The sequence below is a fragment of the Pseudomonas sp. GW823-FHT02C05 genome, assembly GCF_058797595.1.
The window spans coordinates 293,795-313,667 of the sequence record NZ_JBXAJU010000003.1 but is presented as its reverse complement, the minus strand read 5'-3'; the positions used below and the strand labels follow the sequence as shown (position 1 = coordinate 313,667).

The window sequence follows — 19,873 nt, the reverse complement described above, 5'->3', positions numbered from 1 at the left end:
TTTCGACTGCTTGCCATCTCTCACCCCAGTGGTTAGGGTTGAGCACATGAAAACCTCTCACACCCTCATTCAGCGTCGTCAACACCGGAGCCTCTGCCTCGTCAGCGCACGACTGCCAGGCTGAATCGCGGTGCCTCATCCCCCTGCGTCAACCTCACTCTTGACTCACCGGCAGGCCGCCTCTTTTCGGCCCGGACAATAAGGATTTCTCCATGACCATGCTCAAAGACCCATCCTCCAAGTACCGCGCGTTCCCGACCATCAACTTGCCGGACCGTACCTGGCCGTCGAAAACCATCACCAGCGCGCCGATCTGGTGCAGTTCGGACCTGCGTGATGGCAACCAGTCGTTGATCGAACCGATGGATGCCGTCAAGAAGCTGCGCTTCTGGAAGACCCTGGTGGCTGTAGGTGTGAAGGAAATCGAAGCTTCTTTCCCGGCCGCTTCGCAAACCGACTTCGACTTCGTGCGCACCCTGATCGAAGGCGGGCACATTCCGGACGACACCACCATCCAGGTATTGACCCAGGCCCGTGAAGACTTGATCGCCCGCACCTTCGAGTCCTTGCGTGGTGCGAAAAAGGCCATCGTCCACCTGTACAACGCCACCAGCCCTTCGTTCCGCCGCATTGTCTTCAACCAGGACAAGGCCGGTGTGAAAGAGATCGCGGTGAATGCGGCCAAGCTGTTCGTCAAATACGCCGCCCAGCAACCGGAAACCCAGTGGCAGTTCGAGTACTCGCCAGAGACCTTCAGCGCCACCGAGCTGGAGTTCGCCAAGGAAGTCTGCGACGCCGTGGTGGAAGTCTGGAACGCCACGCCAAGCAACAAGGTGATCCTCAACCTGCCGGCCACCGTTGAAGTCGCCACACCGAACATCTACGCCGACCAGATCGAGTGGTTCTGCCGCAACATCAACCGTCGTGACAGCGTGCTCATCAGCCTGCACACCCACAACGACCGCGGTACGGGCGTGGCCGCCACCGAGCTGGGCCTGATGGCCGGCGCCGACCGTGTCGAAGGCTGCCTGTTCGGCAACGGCGAACGTACCGGTAACGTCGACCTGGTCACTGTGGCCTTGAACCTCTACACCCAGGGTGTGAACCCTGAACTGGATTTCTCCGACATCGACGGCGTGCGCAAAGTCGTGGAAGAGTGCAACCAGATTGCCGTGCACCCGCGTCACCCTTATGTCGGCGACCTGGTCCACACCGCGTTCTCCGGCTCGCACCAGGACGCGATCCGCAAGGGCTTCGCCCAGCAGAAAGCCGATGGCTTGTGGGAGGTGCCGTACTTGCCGATCGACCCGGCCGATATCGGTCGCAGCTACGAGGCGGTGATCCGCGTCAACAGCCAGTCGGGCAAGGGTGGTATCGCCTACCTGCTCGAGCAGGAATACGGCATCAGCTTGCCACGTCGCATGCAGATCGAGTTCAGCCAGGTGGTGCAGCGGGAAACCGACCGCCTGGGCCTGGAAATGACCGCCCAGCAGATCCACGCGCTGTTGCACAGCGAGTACTTGCAGGCCAACACTCCCTACGCGCTGGTCAGCCATCGCTTGCAGGAAGAGAACGGCCACAGCGCCGTGGAAGTGGAAGTCTCGAGCAAGGGTCAGGGCGAGACCAACCTCAGTTGGCGCGGCAAGGGCAACGGTGCCCTGGAAGCGCTGGTGGCCGGGCTGCCGGTTCCGGTGGAGATCATGGACTACAACGAGCACGCCATCGGCGCCGGCACCAACGCCAAGGCGGCGGCCTACATCGAACTGCGGGTCAACGGTGAGCGCGCCGTGCACGGCGTCGGTATCGACGAAAACATCACCACCGCCAGCTTCAAGGCGCTGTTCAGTGCGCTGAACCGCTCCTTGAGCGAGCAGCAGGCCAAGGCAGCCTAAAGGCTGCCAAAAGCGAAAGGCCCCGAGGAGCTCGACTCCCCGGGGCCTTTTTTATGCCGGAACAGATAACACCAGCTAAATGTCAGCAACGACTGTTTCAGGCATGCACATCAACACTGAACATGGCTTGCAGCAAAGCCGCCTGCAGCACCTGCAAGGTACTGTTGGTCACGGCGATCTGCGCCTGGACTTCCATCACCTGCTGGGCTTTCTGTTCGTCGCTGGCCTGGCCCTTCTGCACATTGGCCAATTGGGCCTGCTGTTCGGTCAGGGTTTTCTGGGTCTGCTCGATCTGTTTCTGCAGCGCCTTGACCGGATCACCACCGGCCTTTACCGCATCGATATTGGCATCGCCAGAGTTGACCCGCAGCTCCTTATCCTGACCGTCCTTGCTGTCATCCACCGGCGCCAGCGGGCTGGCGCTGTTGCCTTCGGCTTCAGTCGAAGCAGTTTTGGGTGCCGACAGGGGGTAAGGATTGACGATGGTGGCAGTGATGGTAGTCATGGTTGATTCCTCCTGAACTGATCCTGCTATCGGCCTTCACCCTCGAAGCTTGATATTCACAACCTGTAAAAAAGTGTGCAGTGCCGAAGCGATCCTAAGTGAACATGAAGGTATCGGCGTCGAGGTTCGCCGGAAAACGCGCACGGTAAGCCGCCAGTTCACCCGCGTTCAGGCACACCTGGAAGACGCCATCGGCCTCCCCGGCGCTGAGCAGGGTTTCGCCCTGATAGTCCAGAACCTGGCTGTCTCCGGTATAGGCAAAGCCCTTGCCGTCGGTGCCCACCCGGTTCACCGCCGCAACGTAGCAGAGGTTTTCAATGGCCCGGGCTGGCAGCAGGCGATTCCAGTGCAGGCGGCGGGCACCCGGCCAATTGGCGGTGTAGAGCAGCAGGTCGGTGTCCTGGGCGTCCCGGCTCCACACCGGGAACCGCAGGTCGTAGCAGATCAGCGGGCGAATACGCCAACCCTTGAGCTCGAACTGTACCTGCCGTTCCCCCGGCGTGTAGTGATTGTGCTCGCCGGCCATGCGAAACAGGTGGCGCTTGTCGTAGTGCCAGACCTCACCGTCAGGGCGCGCCCACAGCAAGCGATTGCGATGGCTGCCATCCGCTGCCTGGATTATCACGCTGCCGGTGATCACCGCATTCAGCTTTTTCGCCTGGCCACGTAGCCATTTGCTGGTAGGGCCATTCTCCGCTTCCGCGAGAGTCGCGGATTCCATGGAGAATCCGGTGGTAAACATTTCCGGCAGGATGATCAGATCTGCACCACGGGCCTGCTCCAGCAACTGCTCGAAATGCTCGAAGTTGGCCTGGCGGTCGTGCCAGGCCAGGGTGGTCTGGATCAGGGCCAGATTCAGATCGGGTAATGCACTCAGATCACGCATAGTTTCTCCGCTGCTTGGCGCAACGTCTCCTCGCGCTTGGCAAAACACAGACGCACCAGGCGCTGCCCCTGGGGCGGCTGCTGATAGAACACCGACACCGGAATGGCCGCCACGCCGTGTTCGCGGGTCATCCATGTCGCCATGTCGACATCATTCAAGTCTGGACGAATCTGCGAATAGTCCACCAATTGAAAATAGGTACCCGACACCCGGTTGAAGCTGAAACGCGAGGCGCTCAGCAGATCGCAGAACAGATCACGCTTGGCCTGGTAAAAGGCCGGCAACTCTTCGACATGTTCCGGGTGTTCGGCCATGAAGTCCGCCAGAGCGTACTGCAAAGGCGTGACCCCGCAGAAGCTGACATATTGATGCACCTTGCGCAGCTCGGCGCTCAGGGCCGGTGGTGCAACCACATAACCGGTCTTCCAGCCGGTCACGTGGTAGGTCTTGCCGAACGAGCTGACCACGAAGGCCCGCTGATACAGCTCCTCATGGGCCAGCACACTGACATGGGGTACGCCATCGAACACCAGGTGTTCGTAGACCTCGTCACTGACCAGATAGATATCGCGATCACGGATCAGGGCGGCCAACTGGTCCAGCTCGGCGCGGCTGATCAAGGCACCACTGGGGTTGTGCGGCGAATTGAGGATGATCATCCGCGTGCGCGGACTCAGGGCTTCACCGAGTTTCTGCCAATCGAGGGCAAAGCCCTGCCCGGCCAACGGCACATGCACACAACGCCCACCGGCCAGCTCCACCGACGGCTCATAGCTGTCGTAACTGGGGTCGAACACAATGACTTCGTCACCGCGCTGGATCACCGCCTGGATGGCACAGAAGATTGCCTGGGTCGCACCGGGGGTGATGGTCACCTCAGCGTCAGCATCGACCTGGACGCCATAGCTGCGGGCGATTTTCGCGGCGACCTGCTGGCGCAGTGCCGGTAGGCCGGTCATGGGTGCGTACTGGTTATGGCCATTGGCGGCATGCCAGCCAAGCGCATCACGCAGGGCTTGCGGGCCATCGAAATCAGGAAAGCCCTGGGACAGGTTGAGCGCTCCGGTTTCCACCGCGAGCTGGGACATTTGCGTGAAGATGGTGGTGCCGACATTCGGCAACTTACTGATGATCATGAGGATTCCCTGCTGAGCAGTCCGCACTACGGCGGCGCGGAGGTCCCCGAGAATAGCCCAAACGCCAGGCATGAAAAAGGGCGCCCGGGGCGCCCTCTTATCCACACAGATCCCGTAGGAACTGGCTTGCCAGCGAAGCTCTGAAGCAGGTCCGGAGCTTCACCGGCAAACCGGCTCCTAAGCCGGTCAGCGCTTGTCGCGGCGCTTCTTGTCGGCCTTCTTGTGGTGCGACATCAAGCGACGCTTCTTGTTGACCTGGCGGTCGGTCAGCGTGTTCTTGTTGCCTTCGTACGGGTTCTCGCCGCCCTTGAACTCGATGCGGATCGGCGTACCTACCAGCTTCAAGACTCGGCGGTAGGTGTTTTCCAGATAGCGCACATAAGACTTGGGCACCTTCTCCACCTGGTTGCCGTGGATCACGATCAGCGGCGGGTTGGCACCACCCAAGTGGGCATAGCGCAGTTTGATCCGGCGATTGTTGACCATAGGCGGCGCGTGCTCGCCAACGGCATCTTCGAGGATCTGTGTCAGGCGGCTGGTGGGCCAGCGGGTTACCGCCGACTTGAAGGAGTTCTGCACCGACTGGTAGAGGTTGCCCACACCGGTACCGTGCAGCGCCGAGATGAAGTGGATATCGGCGAAGTCGACGAAGAACAGCCGGCGTTGCAGCTCGGTCTTCACGTAGTCGCGCTCGCTCGGCTGCATGCCGTCCCACTTGTTCAGGGCGATCACCAGGGCCCGACCGGCTTCCAGGGCAAAGCCCAGCAGGTTCAGGTCGTGGTCCACCACACCTTCGCGGGCGTCCATGACAAAGATCACCACGTTGGCGTCCTTGATCGCCTGCAGCGTCTTGACCACCGAGAACTTTTCGACTTCCTCGTGGATCTTGCCGCGCTTGCGCACACCGGCGGTGTCGATCAGGGTGTACTTCTCGTCGTTGCGCTCGAACGGGATGTAGATACTGTCGCGAGTGGTGCCGGGCTGGTCGTAGACGATCACCCGGTCTTCACCGAGCATGCGGTTGACCAGGGTCGACTTGCCGACGTTGGGACGACCGATGATGGCGATCTTGATCCCGTCCTTCTCGCTCGGGCCCGGAATGCGCTTGGCTTCCTCACCCTCGGCAACGATCTCTTCCTCGCCTTCTTCCGGCTCGTCAGCGTCATCCTTGGGGAATTCGCTCAGGGCGATTTCCAGCATCTGGGTGATACCGCGGCCATGAGCACCGGCGATCGGGATGGCATCGCCCATGCCCAGCGGCGCGAACTCGGCGCGGGCCATGTCCGGGTCGATGTTGTCGACCTTGTTGGCGATCACGTAGGAAGTCTTGTTACGTTTGCGCAGGTGCTCGCCGATCATCTGGTCGGCCGCGGTAAACCCGGCCTTGGCGTCCACCAGGAACAACACCACATCAGCTTCTTCGATGGCCAGCAGCGACTGCTCGGCCATCTTTTCATCCATTCCATGCTCGTCACCGGAGATACCGCCGGTGTCGATCAGAATATAGGTACGCCCTTGCCACTTGGCCTCACCGTATTGGCGATCACGGGTCAGACCGGACAGGTCGCCGACAATGGCGTCGCGAGTCCGAGTCAGGCGGTTGAACAAGGTGGACTTGCCGACGTTAGGTCGGCCCACCAGGGCGATTACGGGAACCATGCGGCTCTCCACTGCGTTAATTCAGAAAATACAAAAGCCGCTGCGAGGCAGCGGCTGGTGCTCGGGGCAGCACTGTAGGAGCGAGCGTGCTCGCGATTAACTCCATGGCGCCGCGCTCGTCCAGCAAGCTGGCGTCACCTGGCATCCATCGCGAGCACGCTCGCTCCTGCAGTTCGCTTGGGGATCACCCCAAGCATAGTCAAACCATTACTTGATGGTCAGGGCTTCCAGTTTGCCGCTGTTGCCATACACATAAATCATGTCGCCCACCACCAGCGGACGAGCACGCAGGCCGTCGCTATCGATGCGCGTACGACCGACGAAGCGACCGTCAACCTGGCTCAGCAGGTGCAGGTAACCTTCCAGGTCGCCCACGGCTACGTAGCTGGAGAAGACTTCCGGTGCCGACAGTTGGCGGCGAGCCAGGGAGTCGTTGCTCCACAGCGCGGTAGTCGAACGCTCGTCCACGCCTTCCACGGTACCCGAGGACAGGCTGACATAAACGCTGCCGAACCCTTGGGCCACACCGGCGTAGCTGGAAGCATCACGCTGCCACAGCGGACGGCCGCTCTCCAGGTCCAGGGCAACCACACGCCCCTGGTAGCTGGCAACGTACAGGGTGCCACCGGACAGCAGCAGGCCACCGTCGATGTCCACGACCCGATCCAGTTCGGAACGGCCTTGTGGAATGGCTACACGCTGTTCCCACACCGGCACGCCGTTGCGAATATCCAGCGCGACCACCTTGCCGGTGGAAAGACCGGCCAGGGCCAGACGGTTGGTCGCCAACGGCGCACTGGTGCCCCGCAGGGTCAACACCGCTGGAGTGCTGTCGTAGAGCCAGATCTGGTGACCGGTGCTTGCTTCAAGGCCAATCACGCGGTCGTCCTGAGTCTGCACCACCACCACGTCACCGTTGGTAGCTGGCGGAGCCAACACTTCACTGGTCACACGGGCACGCCATTTCTCTTCACCGCTGGAGGCATCCAGGGCAACCACTTCGCCTTTCAGAGTGCCGATCATGACCAGCCCATAACCCACGCCAACGGCGCCGGAAACAGGCAGTTCGAGATCTTTCTTCCATTTGACGTCGCCGTTCATGCGATCCATGGAAACCACCACGCCGGTCACGTCAGCGGCATAGATGGTGTCACCATCGATGGCTGGCACCAGCATGTTGTAGGTTTCGCCCTGACCGTCACCGATCGAACGGCTCCACTGCTTCTGCAGGACCACTTCTTCTTTGAAGTCGACCAGTTCCGCCGGTGGCAGTTCTTTCTTGCTGTTGCTGCTGCAACCCGCGGCCAACAAGGCCAGAGCCAGCAATGCTGCATGTTTCCAACGGATCACGTCATGCATCCCCTTTGGCCAGGTCGTCCAGCTTGATTTGTAGGCCACCGACTGCCGCTTCATCCGAGAGCGCCGCCTTGGCTTTTTGGTATGCCGCATGGGCTTCGTCCACACGGCCCAGCTGGACCAGCAGATCGCCCTTGAGTTCTTCACGAGTCGCCAGGAATGCCTTGTCGGCATCGCCGTCGAGCAGCTTCAGAGCCTCGTCGGCCTTGTTCTGCGCCGCCAGTACCTGTGCCAAGCGCTGACGCGCCACTTCACCCAGGGTCGGGTTGGCGGGCTTGTCGGCCACGGCCTTGAGCTGTGCCGCTGCATCGTCCAGCTTGCCGGTGTCTACTGCCACCTTGGCCACGAACAGGTTGCCGTACTGCGCGTAGGCAGTACCGCCGAACTCGCTGTTGAGCTTGCCCGCCAGGTCCGTAACACGAGCCGCATCCGGCTTGCCATCCGGCGTCAGGGTAGTTTCCAGCAGTTGCTGATAGAGCACCGAAGCGCCTTGCGACTGATTGTTCTGATACTTGTGCCAGGCTTGCCAGCCGAACACGATAACCAGGGCCAGCAGGCCGCCAGTCACCAGGGGTTTGCCGTTACGCTGCCACCAGTCTTTCAATTCCGCCAGCTGTTCATCTTCGGTACTCGACACCCCAATACTCCTTATTCGCTAAATCGGCTGTTTGACAGCTTCAACCCTGCACGACGCAGGTGGCCAGGTGCGCAGCGAGTGCATCCCAGGCAATGCTTTGTTGTTCGCCCTGGCCACGCAGGGGTTTGAAACCTACCACTTGCTGGGCCAGTTCGTCGTCACCGAGGATCAGCGCATACAGCGCGCCGCTCTTGTCGGCCTTCTTGAATTGGCTCTTGAAGCTGCCAGCACCGGCATTGATCTGCAGACGCAGGTTCGGCAATTGATCGCGAACACGCTCGCTCAGCGCCAGAGCGGCCAGTTCGGCGGCCTCACCGAAGGCGCAGAGGTAAACGTCGACCTGGCGCGAGATCTCTTCCGGGACCTGCTCCAGGGTTTCCAGCAGCAGCACCAGACGCTCGATCCCCATGGCAAAGCCAACGCCCGACGTAGACTTGCCGCCCATCTGCTCCACCAGGCCGTCGTAACGGCCACCGGCACAGACAGTGCCCTGGGCACCGAGCTTGTCGGTGACCCATTCGAAAACGGTCTTGCTGTAGTAATCCAGCCCGCGCACCAGCTTGGGGTTGATCACATAGGGGATACCCGCAGCATCCAGGCGGGCCTTGAGGCCTTCGAAGTGCACGCGGGACTCTTCGTCCAGGTAGTCGGCCAGCTTGGGCGCATCCACCAGCACGGCTTGAGTGTCCGGGTTCTTGGTATCCAGCACCCGCAGCGGGTTGGTCTTCAGGCGGCGCTGGCTGTCTTCGTCCAGCTTGTCCATGCGCGCCGACAGGAACTCCACCAGCGCGTCGCGATAGCGCGCGCGCGCTTCGGCGGTACCCAGGCTGTTGAGTTCGAGCTTGACCGCATCACGGATGCCAAGCTCGCCCCACAGGCGCCAGGTCAACACGATCAGCTCAGCATCGATGTCCGGCCCGTCGAGGTTGAATACCTCGCAACCGATCTGGTGGAACTGGCGATAACGGCCTTTCTGCGGGCGCTCGTGACGGAACATCGGGCCGATGTACCACAGCTTCTGCACCTGGCCACCGCCGGTAATGCCGTGCTCCAGCACTGCACGGACACAGGCAGCGGTGCCTTCCGGACGCAGGGTGAGGGAGTCGCCGTTGCGATCCTCGAAGGTGTACATCTCTTTTTCGACGATGTCGGTCACTTCACCGATGGAGCGCTTGAACAGCTCGGTGAACTCGACGATCGGCATGCGGATCTGCTTGTAACCGTAGTTATCCAGCAGGCGCGCCACAGTACCCTCGAAATAACGCCACAGGGGCGTCTGCTCGGGCAGGATGTCATTCATGCCACGAATGGCTTGCAGAGACTTGCTCACAAAAAATCCTTAAATACGTTCGGTTAGCCGCGAGCGATCAGCGCTGCGTCGGCCTCGACCTTTTCGGCCGCCTTCTGCCGGATCAGCTTTTCAAGCTCGTCCACCAGATTGTCATTGGTCAGTTTCTGTGCCGGCTTGCCATCGATGTAGATCAGGTTCGGTGTACCACCGGTCAGGCCGATGTGCGCCTCTTTGGCTTCACCCGGACCGTTGACCACGCAACCGATCACTGCAACATCCAACGGCACCAACAGGTCTTCAAGCCGTCCTTCCAGTTCGTTCATGGTTTTCACCACATCGAAGTTCTGCCGCGAGCAGCTCGGGCAGGCGATGAAGTTGATGCCACGGGAACGCAGGTGCAGGGACTTGAGAATGTCGTAGCCGACCTTCACTTCCTCGACCGGGTCGGCCGCCAGCGAAATGCGAATGGTATCGCCAATTCCTTCGGCCAGCAGCATACCGAGGCCGACGGCGGATTTCACTGTGCCTGAGCGCAAACCACCGGCTTCGGTGATCCCCAGGTGCAGGGGCTGGATGATTTCCTTGGCCAGCAGGCGGTAGGCCTCGACGGCCATGAACACGTCCGAGGCTTTCACGCTGACCTTGAAGTCCTTGAAATTCAAGCGTTCCAGGTGTTCTACGTGACGCAGCGCCGACTCCACCAATGCAGCCGGGGTCGGTTCGCCGTATTTTTTCTGCAGGTCTTTTTCCAGGGAACCGGCGTTGACCCCGATACGGATCGGGATCCCGCGATCACGGGCAGCATCCACCACCGCGCGTACCCGGTCTTCACGACCGATATTGCCCGGGTTGATCCGCAGGCAATCGACGCCCAGTTCGGCCACGCGCAGCGCGATCTTGTAGTCGAAGTGGATGTCGGCCACCAGCGGTACCTTGACCTGCTGCTTGATCCGGCCGAACGCCTCGGCGGCGTCCATGTCCGGCACCGAAACCCGCACGATATCGACACCGGCGGCTTCCAGGCGGTTGATCTGGGCGACGGTTGCGGCCACGTCGTTGGTGTCGCTGTTGGTCATGCTCTGCACCGCAATCGGGGCATCGCCTCCGACCGGTACCGAGCCGACCCAGATCTTGCGGGATTCGCGACGCTTGATTGGAGATTCGCCGTGCATGACTTATTGACCTAACTTCAGGCGAGCAGTCTCGCCGCTGGTGAACGGGGCGATATCCACCGCCTGACCGTTGTAAGTGATTTGTGCGCCACGGGCATAGCCCAGACGTACGGCAAAAGGCGGCTTGCCGCTGACATCGACATTTTCACCCTTGCGCTTGAGGGCGCTGAGCAGAACCTTGCCGTTAGCATCGATGACCTGGGCCCAGCAGTCGGCGCTGAACTGGATCTGTACCTGGCCCGCGCCTGCAACTGCAGTTGCCGCAGCGCTGCCCGGTGCAACCGCAGCAGCAGGCGCGGTCGGCGTGACAGGCGCTTGCGCCACGGCAGCCGGTGCGACAGGCGCTTGCGCCACGGCAGCCGGTGCGACAGGCGCCGGAGCCGGCGCGTTGTGCACGGGAGCTGCGGGGAGGGACGCAGTGGCAGCCGGCGCCGGCGCGGTCGAAACGGCTGGGGCGGCAGGAGTCTCGCTCGCTGCCTGGCCTTCGCTTTGAGCGGCGTTGTCCAGCGCTTCGCTCTGCCCCTCGGCAACCGCCTGGTCTTCGGGCTCGTCGATAGGATGAATCTGGGTAGTGCCATCGGCGCCTTCGACCTCGACATGCTCGGGGCTCAGGGAGACCGGCTCCTTGCCGCGCTGGGAGGACTGATCCTGCCACCAGATGAAACCGCCACCAACCACCGCCACCAGCAGCAGCAAACTGACAATGCGCAAGATAGTGTGGGAAACCCGCACCGGCTCTTCGATGCGCCCCAGGGCATGGACGCTGCTGCCCTGGGAGTCGGTACCGGTGTATTGATCGAACTCCTGGACCAGTACCGCCTGATCCATGCCCAGCAATTTGGCGTAGGCACGAATATAGCCACGGGCGAAAGTGTGCCCCGGCAGCTTGTCGAAGGCGCCAGCTTCCAGGTTGCTCAGGGAGCTCACGGTGAGGTTGAGCTTGTGGGCCACTTCGGCCAGCGACCAACCATTGCTTTCGCGGGCCTGACGCAGGGTCTCACCGGGGTTTACGCGAGTCACTGCTTGAACTTCGGGATGGGCCGCTTTCATCATTGCTCCGACAGGTATTGCTGATATTCCGGCGTACCGGGATAAAGTCGTTTTAGTTGCAGACCGTAACTGGCGGCCTTGTCGCGATCTTCGAACACCGTTGCCAGTCGAACGCCGAGCAATAGACTACGTGCATTTTGCTCGCCGAGCAGGCTAAAACGATCGTAATAGTCGCGCGCGGGCACATAATGCCTGTCTTCGTAAGACAACTCAGCCATTTCCAGCAATGCACGGGGCTGTTGATGATTGAGACGCAAGGCCTTTTCCAGCTGCAGCTGGGCCAGATCACGCTGGCCAAGCCTTGAAGCGGTCATGCCGAGGTTTTCAAACACTCGGGAACGTTCGGGGTACAGAGTATCAGCAGCGGCTTGCTCAAAGCGCTGATAAGCCTCTTTGTAACGTTTTTCCTGGAACAGAAAGCTGCCGTAGTTATTGAGGATCCGGGCACTGTCCGGACGCGCCGCCAGGGCCTGGCGAAAATGCTCGTCGGCCAGGGCCGGTTCCATCTCGGCCTGGAACACCAGTGCAAGGGCAGCATTGGCGTCGGCATCGGCGGGGGCCAGTTCCAGGGCTTTCTTCAGTGGCACCTTGGCCCGCTCGCTCATGCCCTGCTGCAAGTAGCCCAGGCCCAACTGCACATAGGCCTCGCGCGCCTCGTCGCGCCCCTTGCTGGTGTTCATCGGGTTGGAATCACCCGACAGAACACAGCCAGCACACAGGCTGGCAACAAGCAGGAGCAGCGCAAAGCGCAGGGCCATGGAGATCCTCTCTCAGGTACGGGTTGCGGCGCTTTGCGGCATATCGGCGTCGGCGCTCAACTCACGCACGGCGATATAGCGTTCGCTACGACGGGTGCGGTCCAGCACCTGCCCGACCAACTGACCGCAGGCAGCATCGATGTCTTCACCACGCGTGGTGCGCACGGTGACATTGAAACCGGCGTGATGCAGCTGGTCCTGGAAGCGACGAATGGCATTGTTGCTCGGACGCTCGTACCCGGAATGCGGGAACGGGTTGAACGGGATCAGGTTGATCTTGCACGGTACATCCTTGAGCAGCTCGATCATCTCCACCGCGTGCTCAAGCTTGTCGTTGACGTCTTTGAGCAGGGTGTACTCGATGGTCAGCACACGCTTCTCACCCAGGGCCGACATGTAGCGCTGGCAGGACTCGAGCAGCATCTTCAGCGGGTACTTCTTGTTGATCGGTACCAGCTGGTTGCGCAGCGCATCATTGGGTGCGTGCAGAGACAACGCCAGCGAGACGTCGATGTGCTTGGCCAGCTCATCGATCATCGGCACCACGCCGGAGGTCGACAGGGTCACCCGGCGCTTGGAGATGCCGTAGCCCAGGTCGTCCATCATCAGGTGCATGGCAGCGATGACGTTGTCGAAGTTCAGCAGCGGCTCACCCATGCCCATCATCACCACGTTGGTGATGGCACGGTCGACGGTCGCCGGGACGCTGCCAAAGGATTTGTTGGCAATCCACACCTGGCCGATGACTTCGGCGGCGGTGAGGTTGCTGTTGAAGCCTTGCTTGCCGGTGGAGCAGAAACTGCAATCCAGGGCACAGCCCGCCTGGGACGAAACGCACAGAGTGCCGCGCTTGCCCTGGGGAATGTAGACGGTCTCGACGCAACTGCCGGACGCCACGCGCACCACCCATTTACGGGTGCCGTCGCTGGAGATGTCCTCGCTGACCACTTCCGGACCGCGAATCTCGGCAACAGCCTTGAGCTTTTCGCGCAAGGCCTTGCCGACATTCGTCATGGCGTCGAAATCATCGACGCCAAAGTGGTGAATCCATTTCATTACCTGACCGGCACGGAAACGCTTCTCCCCGATTGAGTCGAAGAATTTCTCCATTTCCGGTTGAGTAAGCCCCAACAGGTTAGTTTTGCCGATCGATGCAGTCATGGTTTCACCTCTCACGCGCAAGCCTTACTCAGCGAGCGGTTACTTCAGTAGCTGCGAAGAAGTAAGCGATTTCGCGAGCAGCGGCAGCTTCGGAGTCCGAACCGTGAACGGCGTTGGCGTCGATGGACTCGGCGAAGTCAGCACGGATGGTGCCGGCAGCAGCTTCTTTAGGGTTGGTAGCGCCCATCAGCTCACGGTTGCGAACGATGGCGTTTTCGCCTTCCAGAACCTGAACAACAACCGGGCCGGAAGTCATGAAGGCAACCAGTTCGCCGAAGAAGCCACGCTCGCTGTGCTCAGCGTAGAAGCCTTCAGCTTCGGCCTTGGACAGTTGCTTCATTTTCGAAGCTACAACGCGCAGGCCGGCTTCTTCAAAACGGGAAACGATCTTGCCGATAACGTTTTTTGCAACAGCGTCAGGCTTGATGATGGAGAAAGTACGTTGAACAGCCATGGTGTAACTCCAGAAACGGTGATTAAAGCGAAAAATTAAACCCGCGAATTATACGCGGGTTTATAGGGATTGCCTAACTGCGTAGCCCGCGGATTCAGTCAGCTTCGTCGATCCAGGCGGCCTGAATTGCTTCAAGAACCTTCTCGCCTCCGCGAGCCGGATCGTCGCTGAACTCCGGCAGTGCCAGAACCCATTGGTGCAGATCGACAAAGTTCACATAACGCGGATCCACATCCGGCTTGGACTCAGCCAGTTGGATCGCGATTTCCAGTACATCAACCCACTTGAGGCTCATGCCAGTTCCTTGAAATCAGTGCGGCGCTTCGGCTGCATGGTTGAGCGAGTATTTTGGAATTTCGACGGTCAGATCTTCATCGCCGACGATGGCCTGGCAGGACAGGCGCGACTGCGCTTCCAGGCCCCAGGCCTTGTCCAGCAGGTCTTCTTCCAGCTCGTCAGCCTCGTTCAGCGAGTCGAAGCCTTCACGAATGATGCAATGGCAGGTGGTGCAGGCACAGACGCCGCCACAGGCACTTTCGATCTCGATGTGGTTGTCATGCGCCACCTCGAGCACCGAGACGCCAGGCTCGACCTCTACAACCAGGCCGTCCGGACAGAACACGGCGTGTGGCAGAAAAATGATCTGCGGCATCAGTTATTCCTCGATTTCATTCAGGTTGCGCCCCGCCAGCGCGGCTTTCACCGTCGAATCCAGGCGTCGGGCAGCAAAGGCATCGGTCACTTGCGACAGACGCTTGGTCTGCTGCTCGATGGCATAACCATCGGTGCCACGCATCAATTCACTCAATTCCTGCATCTGCAGCTCGATAACCATGCGCTCTTCGGCGTCCAGCAGACGCTCGCCATCGGCGTCCAAGGCACCTTGCACCGCCTCGATCAGGCGCTGAGCATCAACCTGCTGCTCGCGCAGTACACGGGCCACCTTGTCGTCGCCGGCGTACTGGAAGGAATCCTTGAGCATCTTGGCGATCTCGCCGTCGGTCAGACCGTAGGATGGCTTGACCTGGATGCTGGCTTCGACGCCCGAACCCAGCTCTCGCGCAGAAACGCTGAGCAGGCCATCGGCGTCGACCTGGAAGGTCACGCGGATCTTCGCCGCACCGGCCACCATCGGTGGGATGCCGCGCAATTCGAAACGCGCCAGGGAGCGGCAGTCGCTGATCAGCTCGCGCTCGCCCTGCAGCACATGAACCATCATGGCCGTCTGGCCATCCTTGTAGGTGGTGAAGTCCTGGGCACGGGCAACCGGAATGGTGGTGTTGCGCGGAATCACCTTCTCCATCAGCCCGCCCATGGTTTCCAACCCCAGGGACAGCGGAATCACGTCCAGCAGCAGCAATTCGCCGCCTTCGCGCTTGTTGCCGGCCAAGGTATCGGCCTGGATCGCGGCCCCAATGGCCACCACTTGATCCGGATCGATCTCGGTCAACGGCTGGCGACCGAACATTTCAGCCACCGCCTCACGCACACGCGGCACACGGGTCGAACCGCCCACCATGACCACCGCCTGCACTTCATCCAATTCGACATTGGAATCGCGTACAGCACGACGACAGGCCTTGAGACTGCGGGCAACCATCGGCTCGATCAGGGCGTCGAAGGCGTCGCGAGTCAGGGTGGCACGCCAATCGCCATACACCACTTCCACGGACGCGGCGCCGGTCAAGGCTTCCTTGGCCGCACAAGCGGCTTGCAACAGACTGCGCTGGGTACCCGGGTCGAGGTCGGCGGACAGGCCCGCGCCCTCGATGATCCAGCCGGCAATGGCGTGATCGAAGTCATCGCCGCCCAGGGCAGTATCGCCACCGGTAGCCAAGACTTCGAAGACGCCGCCGGTCAGGCGCAGAATGGAAATATCGAAGGTGCCGCCACCCAAGTCATAGATCGCCACCACGCCTTCGGCATGCTGATCCAGGCCATAAGCCACAGCTGCCGCAGTAGGTTCGTTGAGCAGGCGCAGTACATTCAGGCCGGCCAGCTTGGCCGCATCCTTGGTGGCTTGACGCTGGGCGTCGTCGAAATAGGCAGGAACGGTGATGACCGCACCTACCAGCTCGCCACCCAGGGCCGCCTCAGCACGCTGACGCAGCACCTTGAGCACTTCAGCCGATACCTCCACCGGGCTTTTCGGCCCCTGGATGGTCTCGATGAACGGCATGTGCGACTCGCCCTCGACGAAGCGATAGGGCAGTTGCTCACCCAGCTGCTTGACGTCGGACAGGCCACGCCCCATCAGGCGCTTGACCGAAAGCACGGTGTTCAAAGGGTCGGTAGGTGCAGCCAGGCGAGCAGACTCGCCCACCTCGACGCGGTCGGCGTGATAACGCACCGCGGACGGCAGAATCACCTGTCCCTGCGCGTCGGCCAGCGGCTCGGAAAGACCACTGCGCAAGGCAGCGACCAGCGAATTGGTAGTACCCAAGTCGATCCCCACAGCCAGGCGACGCTGGTGCGGTTGAGGACTTTGGCCGGGTTCGGCGATCTGCAGTAGGGCCATGCTTATCTGGACTTATCTGTATATCAGGCGTGCGACCGGAGCGGCACTGGGTTAATCGTCGAGGCGCTCTTCTAACTGGCGCACTTCGTAGGTGAGCTTGTCGAGGAACTGCATGCGCCGCATCAGGCGCTCGGCCTGCTCGCGTTGCGCCGCATCATCCCAACAGGCTGCGAAGCTTTCATTCAGTTCATCCTGGGCTGTCTTGAGCCGACGCTTGAATGCCGCCACTCCGGCCAGGTCGGCGCTGTCCTGCAAATCCTCGAGCTCTTCGCGCCATTGCATCTGCTGCAGAAGAAACTCCGGATCATGCACCGTGACTTCCAACGGCAACTCGCCGCCATTCAAAGCAAGCAGGTAACGGGCGCGCTTGGGCGGGCTCTTGAGGGTCTGGTAAGCCTCGTTGAGGCTTGCCGACTGCTCCAGGGCCAGGCGCTGCTCGCGCTCGGAAGCATCGGCAAAACGGTCTGGATGAACCCCACGCGCCAACTCACGGTAGCGCGCGGCCAACTGCTCGAGATCCAGGCGGAAGCTCGGTTGCAGCTCAAATAAAGCGAAATGACAAGGAGTACCCACGACAAGCCTCAGATGTTGAAGCTTTCGCCGCAGCCACACTCACCGCGCACGTTGGGGTTGTTGAACTTGAAGCCTTCGTTCAACCCTTCCTTGACGAAATCAAGTTCGGTGCCGTCCAGATAGGTCAGGCTTTTCGGATCGATGATCACTTTCTCGCCGTGACTCTCGAATACCTGATCGTCCTCGCCAATCTCGTCGACGAACTCCAGCACGTAGGCAAGGCCGGAACAGCCCGTGGTGCGAACACCCAGACGAATCCCATCACCCTTGCCGCGCCCGTTGAGGGAGCGTCGCACGTGTTGAGCAGCCGCTTCTGTCATGCTGATAGCCATCGTGACTCCTTACTTGTCGCCAAATCTGTGAAAGCCGATCGGTCAGATCAGGCCTTTCTTCTGCTTGTAGTCGCGTACGGCAGCCTTGATGGCGTCTTCGGCGAGTACCGAGCAGTGAATCTTCACGGGAGGCAGGGCCAACTCTTCAGCCAGCTGGGTGTTCTTGATGGTTTCGGCTTCATCCAGGGTCTTGCCCTTCATCCACTCAGTGGCCAGGGAGCTGGAAGCAATGGCGGAACCGCAGCCATAGGTCTTGAACTTGGCGTCTTCGATGATGCCCTGCTCATTGACCTTGATCTGCAGGCGCATCACGTCGCCGCAGGCAGGAGCGCCGACCATTCCAGTGCCGACATCCGGATCTTCCGCGTTCATCTTGCCGACGTTGCGCGGGTTCTCGTAGTGGTCGATGACCTTTTCGCTGTAAGCCATGATTCTTAATCCTCACTCATCAGAGAGTCGCTCTTGGGTTCTGCAAATCGCCGTTATCGGTACGCTCTACAGAACCCTGTGCGGCGACTTATATTCAGTGCGCCGCCCACTCGATCTTCGAGATATCGACGCCATCTTTGTACATGTCCCACAGCGGCGACAGAGCGCGCAGCTTGGTAACGGCTTCGCAGACTTTCTGCGCCGCGTAATCGATTTCTTCTTCAGTGGTGAAGCGGCCGAAGGTGAAGCGGATCGAGCTGTGAGCCAGCTCGTCGTTGCGACCCAGGGCACGCAGCACGTAGGAAGGCTCCAGGGAGGCCGAAGTACAGGCCGAACCGGAAGACACTGCCAGGTCCTTGAGGGCCATGATCAGCGACTCGCCTTCAACGTAGTTGAAGCTCAGGTTCAGGTTGTGCGGTACGCGGGCAGTCATGCTGCCGTTGATGTACAGCTCTTCCAGGTGCTCGACCTGCTTGTAGAAGCGGTCGCTCAGGGCCTTGATGCGCAGGTTCTCGGCAGCCATGTCTTCCTTGGCCACGCGGAAGGCTTCGCCCATGCCGACGATCTGGTGAGTAGCCAGGGTACCGGAACGCATGCCGCGTTCGTGACCACCGCCGTGCATGGTGGCTTCCAGGCGCACCCGCGGCTTGCGGCTGACGTACAGCGCGCCGATCCCTTTCGGGCCGTAGGTCTTGTGGGCGGAGAAGGACATCAGGTCGACCTTCAGGGCCTGCAGGTCGATGTCGACCTTGCCGGTGGACTGAGCGCCGTCGACGTGGAACAACACGCCCTTGGAGCGGGTCAGTTCGCCGATGGCAGCGATGTCGTTGATGGTGCCGATCTCGTTGTTCACATGCATGATCGAAACCAGGATGGTGTCGTCACGCAGGGCTGCTTCGACCATGGCCGGAGTGATGAGGCCGTCTTCGCCCGGCTCGATGTAGGTCACTTCGAAGCCTTCACGCTCGAGTTGGCGCATGGTGTCCAGGACAGCCTTGTGCTCGATCTTCGAGGTGATCAGGTGCTTGCCCTTGGTGTGGTAGAAATGCGCGACACCCTTGATTGCCAGGTTGTCGGATTCGGTAGCACCGGAAGTCCAGACGATTTCACGCGGGTCGGCGTTAACCAGGTCGGCCACTTGGCGACGGGCGTTTTCCACCGATTCTTCGGCTTTCCAGCCAAACACGTGGGAGCGGGACGCCGGGTTACCGAAGTTCCCGTCGACCAGCAGGCATTCACTCATTTTCTGCGCGACGCGCGGATCAACCGGGGTGGTCGCTGAGTAATCAAGGTAAATCGGCAATTTCATGGACTCTCTCCTAAATCAGGCTGGCTGGCGTGCCGCTAGCTCTTTGGCTGTCATTCGACGGCGGACGCTTCAATCTTGTCCAGGCGCGGCGCCTTGCCATTACAACGGCGCTGGTCCTGACGCTGGGCTACTTCTTGCACCTCACGGCGAGTGACAAGGTCAGCCAAGCTGATACCGCTTAGAAATTCGTGGATCTGCAGGCTCAGATCGCACCACAAGTGGTGCGTCAGGCAGGTGTCGCCGGCATGGCAATCACCCAGCCCCTGGCATTTGGTTGCATCGACCGATTCGTTCACCGCATCGATCACCTGGGCCACCTGGATCCCCTGCATGTCGCGGGACAGCTGATAGCCGCCACCAGGACCCCGGACGCTGGACACCAGATTGCTACGGCGCAATTTGGCGAAAAGCTGTTCGAGATAGGACAGGGAAATGCCTTGGCGCTCGGAGATATCGGCCAGGGAGACCGGGCCATGTTGCGCGTGCAACGCCAGATCGAGCATGGCGGTCACGGCGTATCGGCCTTTAGTAGTCAGTCGCATGGACAAGTACCACGGAGTTTCGGAATGGAGGCGAGTATGCAATACCCGAGTAATCAGGTCAACTATAAGACCAACTACTTTAGTCGGATTTACCCGCAAAAGAGCGCGCGAATCATAGCAAAGTCTGCGACGTAATGGCACAGCGCGATGGCAACAACTGACCCGCGGGTCGCTTATGGCATCTCAGGGGCTTTTTCGCCGGCAAACCGGCTC

The 19,873-nt window shown here is 60.6% G+C and carries 21 protein-coding genes; 1 reads left to right on the top strand and 20 read right to left on the bottom strand.

Annotation, left to right across the window (positions count from 1 at the left end; genetic code table 11):
* Window positions 1–212 precede the first annotated feature (212 nt).
* Window positions 213–1,892: a 2-isopropylmalate synthase gene (leuA, locus tag AC1RGE_RS17765; RefSeq protein ID WP_011063199.1), complete on the top strand. Its 1,680-nt coding sequence runs from the start codon at window positions 213–215 to the stop codon at window positions 1,890–1,892.
* Window positions 1,893–1,989: 97 nt separating this feature from the next.
* Here the strand turns inward: leuA and AC1RGE_RS17760 are convergent, their stop codons facing one another.
* From AC1RGE_RS17760 to iscR, 20 genes are all read right to left on the bottom strand, one after another.
* Window positions 1,990–2,397: a hypothetical protein gene (locus tag AC1RGE_RS17760; RefSeq protein ID WP_011063200.1), complete on the bottom strand. Its 408-nt coding sequence runs from the start codon at window positions 2,395–2,397 to the stop codon at window positions 1,990–1,992.
* Window positions 2,398–2,491: 94 nt separating this feature from the next.
* Entirely contained in the window at window positions 2,492–3,283 is a 792-nt protein-coding gene (locus AC1RGE_RS17755) for an amidohydrolase (RefSeq protein WP_011063201.1), read from the bottom strand.
* Window positions 3,271–4,419, bottom strand: coding sequence for a pyridoxal phosphate-dependent aminotransferase (locus AC1RGE_RS17750; protein WP_065365253.1), 1,149 nt, complete (start codon window positions 4,417–4,419; stop codon window positions 3,271–3,273). Before AC1RGE_RS17750 ends, AC1RGE_RS17755 begins: the two co-directional genes overlap by 13 nt.
* A 186-nt stretch (window positions 4,420–4,605) precedes the next feature.
* Window positions 4,606–6,078 carry a ribosome biogenesis GTPase Der gene (der, locus tag AC1RGE_RS17745; RefSeq protein WP_011063203.1) on the bottom strand — a complete coding sequence of 491 codons (1,473 nt, stop codon included), beginning with the start codon at window positions 6,076–6,078 and terminating at the stop codon, window positions 4,606–4,608.
* Between the two features lie 207 nt (window positions 6,079–6,285).
* Window positions 6,286–7,437 carry an outer membrane protein assembly factor BamB gene (gene bamB / locus AC1RGE_RS17740; protein WP_011063204.1) on the bottom strand — a complete coding sequence of 384 codons (1,152 nt, stop codon included), beginning with the start codon at window positions 7,435–7,437 and terminating at the stop codon, window positions 6,286–6,288.
* Window positions 7,430–8,071, bottom strand: coding sequence for a tetratricopeptide repeat protein (locus AC1RGE_RS17735; RefSeq protein WP_011063205.1), 642 nt, complete (start codon window positions 8,069–8,071; stop codon window positions 7,430–7,432). Before AC1RGE_RS17735 ends, bamB begins: the two co-directional genes overlap by 8 nt.
* A 40-nt stretch (window positions 8,072–8,111) precedes the next feature.
* Entirely contained in the window at window positions 8,112–9,401 is a 1,290-nt protein-coding gene (gene hisS / locus AC1RGE_RS17730) for a histidine--tRNA ligase (protein ID WP_492584759.1), read from the bottom strand.
* A 23-nt stretch (window positions 9,402–9,424) separates the two neighbouring features.
* Window positions 9,425–10,534 carry a flavodoxin-dependent (E)-4-hydroxy-3-methylbut-2-enyl-diphosphate synthase gene (gene ispG / locus AC1RGE_RS17725; protein ID WP_011063207.1) on the bottom strand — a complete coding sequence of 370 codons (1,110 nt, stop codon included), beginning with the start codon at window positions 10,532–10,534 and terminating at the stop codon, window positions 9,425–9,427.
* Window positions 10,535–10,537: 3 nt separating this feature from the next.
* Window positions 10,538–11,584, bottom strand: a complete 1,047-nt coding sequence (locus tag AC1RGE_RS17720) for a RodZ domain-containing protein (protein WP_492584757.1) — start codon at window positions 11,582–11,584, stop codon at window positions 10,538–10,540.
* Window positions 11,584–12,342 carry a type IV pilus biogenesis/stability protein PilW gene (gene pilW, locus AC1RGE_RS17715; protein ID WP_011063209.1) on the bottom strand — a complete coding sequence of 253 codons (759 nt, stop codon included), beginning with the start codon at window positions 12,340–12,342 and terminating at the stop codon, window positions 11,584–11,586. Before pilW ends, AC1RGE_RS17720 begins: the two co-directional genes overlap by 1 nt.
* A gap of 12 nt (window positions 12,343–12,354) precedes the next feature.
* Window positions 12,355–13,503 (bottom strand): dual-specificity RNA methyltransferase RlmN, encoded by a 1,149-nt coding sequence (gene rlmN, locus AC1RGE_RS17710; RefSeq protein ID WP_011063210.1) that lies wholly within the window; start codon window positions 13,501–13,503, stop codon window positions 12,355–12,357.
* A 28-nt stretch (window positions 13,504–13,531) separates the two neighbouring features.
* The gene (gene ndk / locus AC1RGE_RS17705) at window positions 13,532–13,957 is read right to left on the bottom strand and encodes a nucleoside-diphosphate kinase (RefSeq protein ID WP_011063211.1); all 426 of its coding nucleotides are present in this window, start codon (window positions 13,955–13,957) and stop codon (window positions 13,532–13,534) included.
* A gap of 94 nt (window positions 13,958–14,051) precedes the next feature.
* Window positions 14,052–14,252, bottom strand: a complete 201-nt coding sequence (gene iscX / locus AC1RGE_RS17700) for a Fe-S cluster assembly protein IscX (protein ID WP_011063212.1) — start codon at window positions 14,250–14,252, stop codon at window positions 14,052–14,054.
* 15 nt (window positions 14,253–14,267) lie between these two features.
* Window positions 14,268–14,609, bottom strand: a complete 342-nt coding sequence (gene fdx / locus AC1RGE_RS17695) for an ISC system 2Fe-2S type ferredoxin (RefSeq protein WP_011063213.1) — start codon at window positions 14,607–14,609, stop codon at window positions 14,268–14,270.
* Window positions 14,610–14,612: 3 nt separating this feature from the next.
* Window positions 14,613–16,475, bottom strand: a complete 1,863-nt coding sequence (gene hscA / locus AC1RGE_RS17690) for a Fe-S protein assembly chaperone HscA (RefSeq protein WP_011063214.1) — start codon at window positions 16,473–16,475, stop codon at window positions 14,613–14,615.
* 51 nt (window positions 16,476–16,526) lie between these two features.
* A complete protein-coding gene (gene hscB / locus AC1RGE_RS17685) occupies window positions 16,527–17,048 on the bottom strand; it encodes a co-chaperone HscB (protein ID WP_011063215.1) in 522 nt (173 codons plus the stop codon).
* Window positions 17,049–17,056: 8 nt separating this feature from the next.
* On the bottom strand, window positions 17,057–17,380 hold the full coding sequence (iscA, locus tag AC1RGE_RS17680) for an iron-sulfur cluster assembly protein IscA (protein ID WP_007929524.1): 324 nt from the start codon (window positions 17,378–17,380) through the stop codon (window positions 17,057–17,059).
* 42 nt (window positions 17,381–17,422) lie between these two features.
* The gene (iscU, locus tag AC1RGE_RS17675; RefSeq protein WP_007929523.1) at window positions 17,423–17,809 is read right to left on the bottom strand and encodes a Fe-S cluster assembly scaffold IscU; all 387 of its coding nucleotides are present in this window, start codon (window positions 17,807–17,809) and stop codon (window positions 17,423–17,425) included.
* Between the two features lie 94 nt (window positions 17,810–17,903).
* Entirely contained in the window at window positions 17,904–19,118 is a 1,215-nt protein-coding gene (locus AC1RGE_RS17670; protein ID WP_015636881.1) for an IscS subfamily cysteine desulfurase, read from the bottom strand.
* Window positions 19,119–19,168: 50 nt separating this feature from the next.
* Window positions 19,169–19,660 carry a Fe-S cluster assembly transcriptional regulator IscR gene (gene iscR, locus AC1RGE_RS17665; RefSeq protein WP_011063217.1) on the bottom strand — a complete coding sequence of 164 codons (492 nt, stop codon included), beginning with the start codon at window positions 19,658–19,660 and terminating at the stop codon, window positions 19,169–19,171.
* Between the last annotated feature and the right edge of the window lie 213 nt (window positions 19,661–19,873).

Bases quoted from the DNA above. Each gene is read 5' to 3' on its own strand.
- leuA (WP_011063199.1), top strand. From the start codon at position 213: ATGACCATGCTCAAAGACCCATCCTCCAAGTACCGCGCGTTCCCGACC.
- AC1RGE_RS17760 (WP_011063200.1), bottom strand. From the start codon at position 2,397: ATGACTACCATCACTGCCACCATCGTCAATCCTTACCCCCTGTCGGCA.
- AC1RGE_RS17755 (WP_011063201.1), bottom strand. From the start codon at position 3,283: ATGCGTGATCTGAGTGCATTACCCGATCTGAATCTGGCCCTGATCCAG.
- AC1RGE_RS17750 (WP_065365253.1), bottom strand. From the start codon at position 4,419: ATGATCATCAGTAAGTTGCCGAATGTCGGCACCACCATCTTCACGCAA.
- der (WP_011063203.1), bottom strand. From the start codon at position 6,078: ATGGTTCCCGTAATCGCCCTGGTGGGCCGACCTAACGTCGGCAAGTCC.
- bamB (WP_011063204.1), bottom strand. From the start codon at position 7,437: ATGCATGACGTGATCCGTTGGAAACATGCAGCATTGCTGGCTCTGGCC.
- ispG (WP_011063207.1), bottom strand. From the start codon at position 10,534: ATGCACGGCGAATCTCCAATCAAGCGTCGCGAATCCCGCAAGATCTGG.
- AC1RGE_RS17720 (WP_492584757.1), bottom strand. From the start codon at position 11,584: ATGAAAGCGGCCCATCCCGAAGTTCAAGCAGTGACTCGCGTAAACCCC.
- pilW (WP_011063209.1), bottom strand. From the start codon at position 12,342: ATGGCCCTGCGCTTTGCGCTGCTCCTGCTTGTTGCCAGCCTGTGTGCT.
- rlmN (WP_011063210.1), bottom strand. From the start codon at position 13,503: ATGACTGCATCGATCGGCAAAACTAACCTGTTGGGGCTTACTCAACCG.
- ndk (WP_011063211.1), bottom strand. From the start codon at position 13,957: ATGGCTGTTCAACGTACTTTCTCCATCATCAAGCCTGACGCTGTTGCA.
- iscX (WP_011063212.1), bottom strand. From the start codon at position 14,252: ATGAGCCTCAAGTGGGTTGATGTACTGGAAATCGCGATCCAACTGGCT.
- fdx (WP_011063213.1), bottom strand. From the start codon at position 14,609: ATGCCGCAGATCATTTTTCTGCCACACGCCGTGTTCTGTCCGGACGGC.
- hscA (WP_011063214.1), bottom strand. From the start codon at position 16,475: ATGGCCCTACTGCAGATCGCCGAACCCGGCCAAAGTCCTCAACCGCAC.
- iscA (WP_007929524.1), bottom strand. From the start codon at position 17,380: ATGGCTATCAGCATGACAGAAGCGGCTGCTCAACACGTGCGACGCTCC.
- iscU (WP_007929523.1), bottom strand. From the start codon at position 17,809: ATGGCTTACAGCGAAAAGGTCATCGACCACTACGAGAACCCGCGCAAC.
- AC1RGE_RS17670 (WP_015636881.1), bottom strand. From the start codon at position 19,118: ATGAAATTGCCGATTTACCTTGATTACTCAGCGACCACCCCGGTTGAT.
- iscR (WP_011063217.1), bottom strand. From the start codon at position 19,660: ATGCGACTGACTACTAAAGGCCGATACGCCGTGACCGCCATGCTCGAT.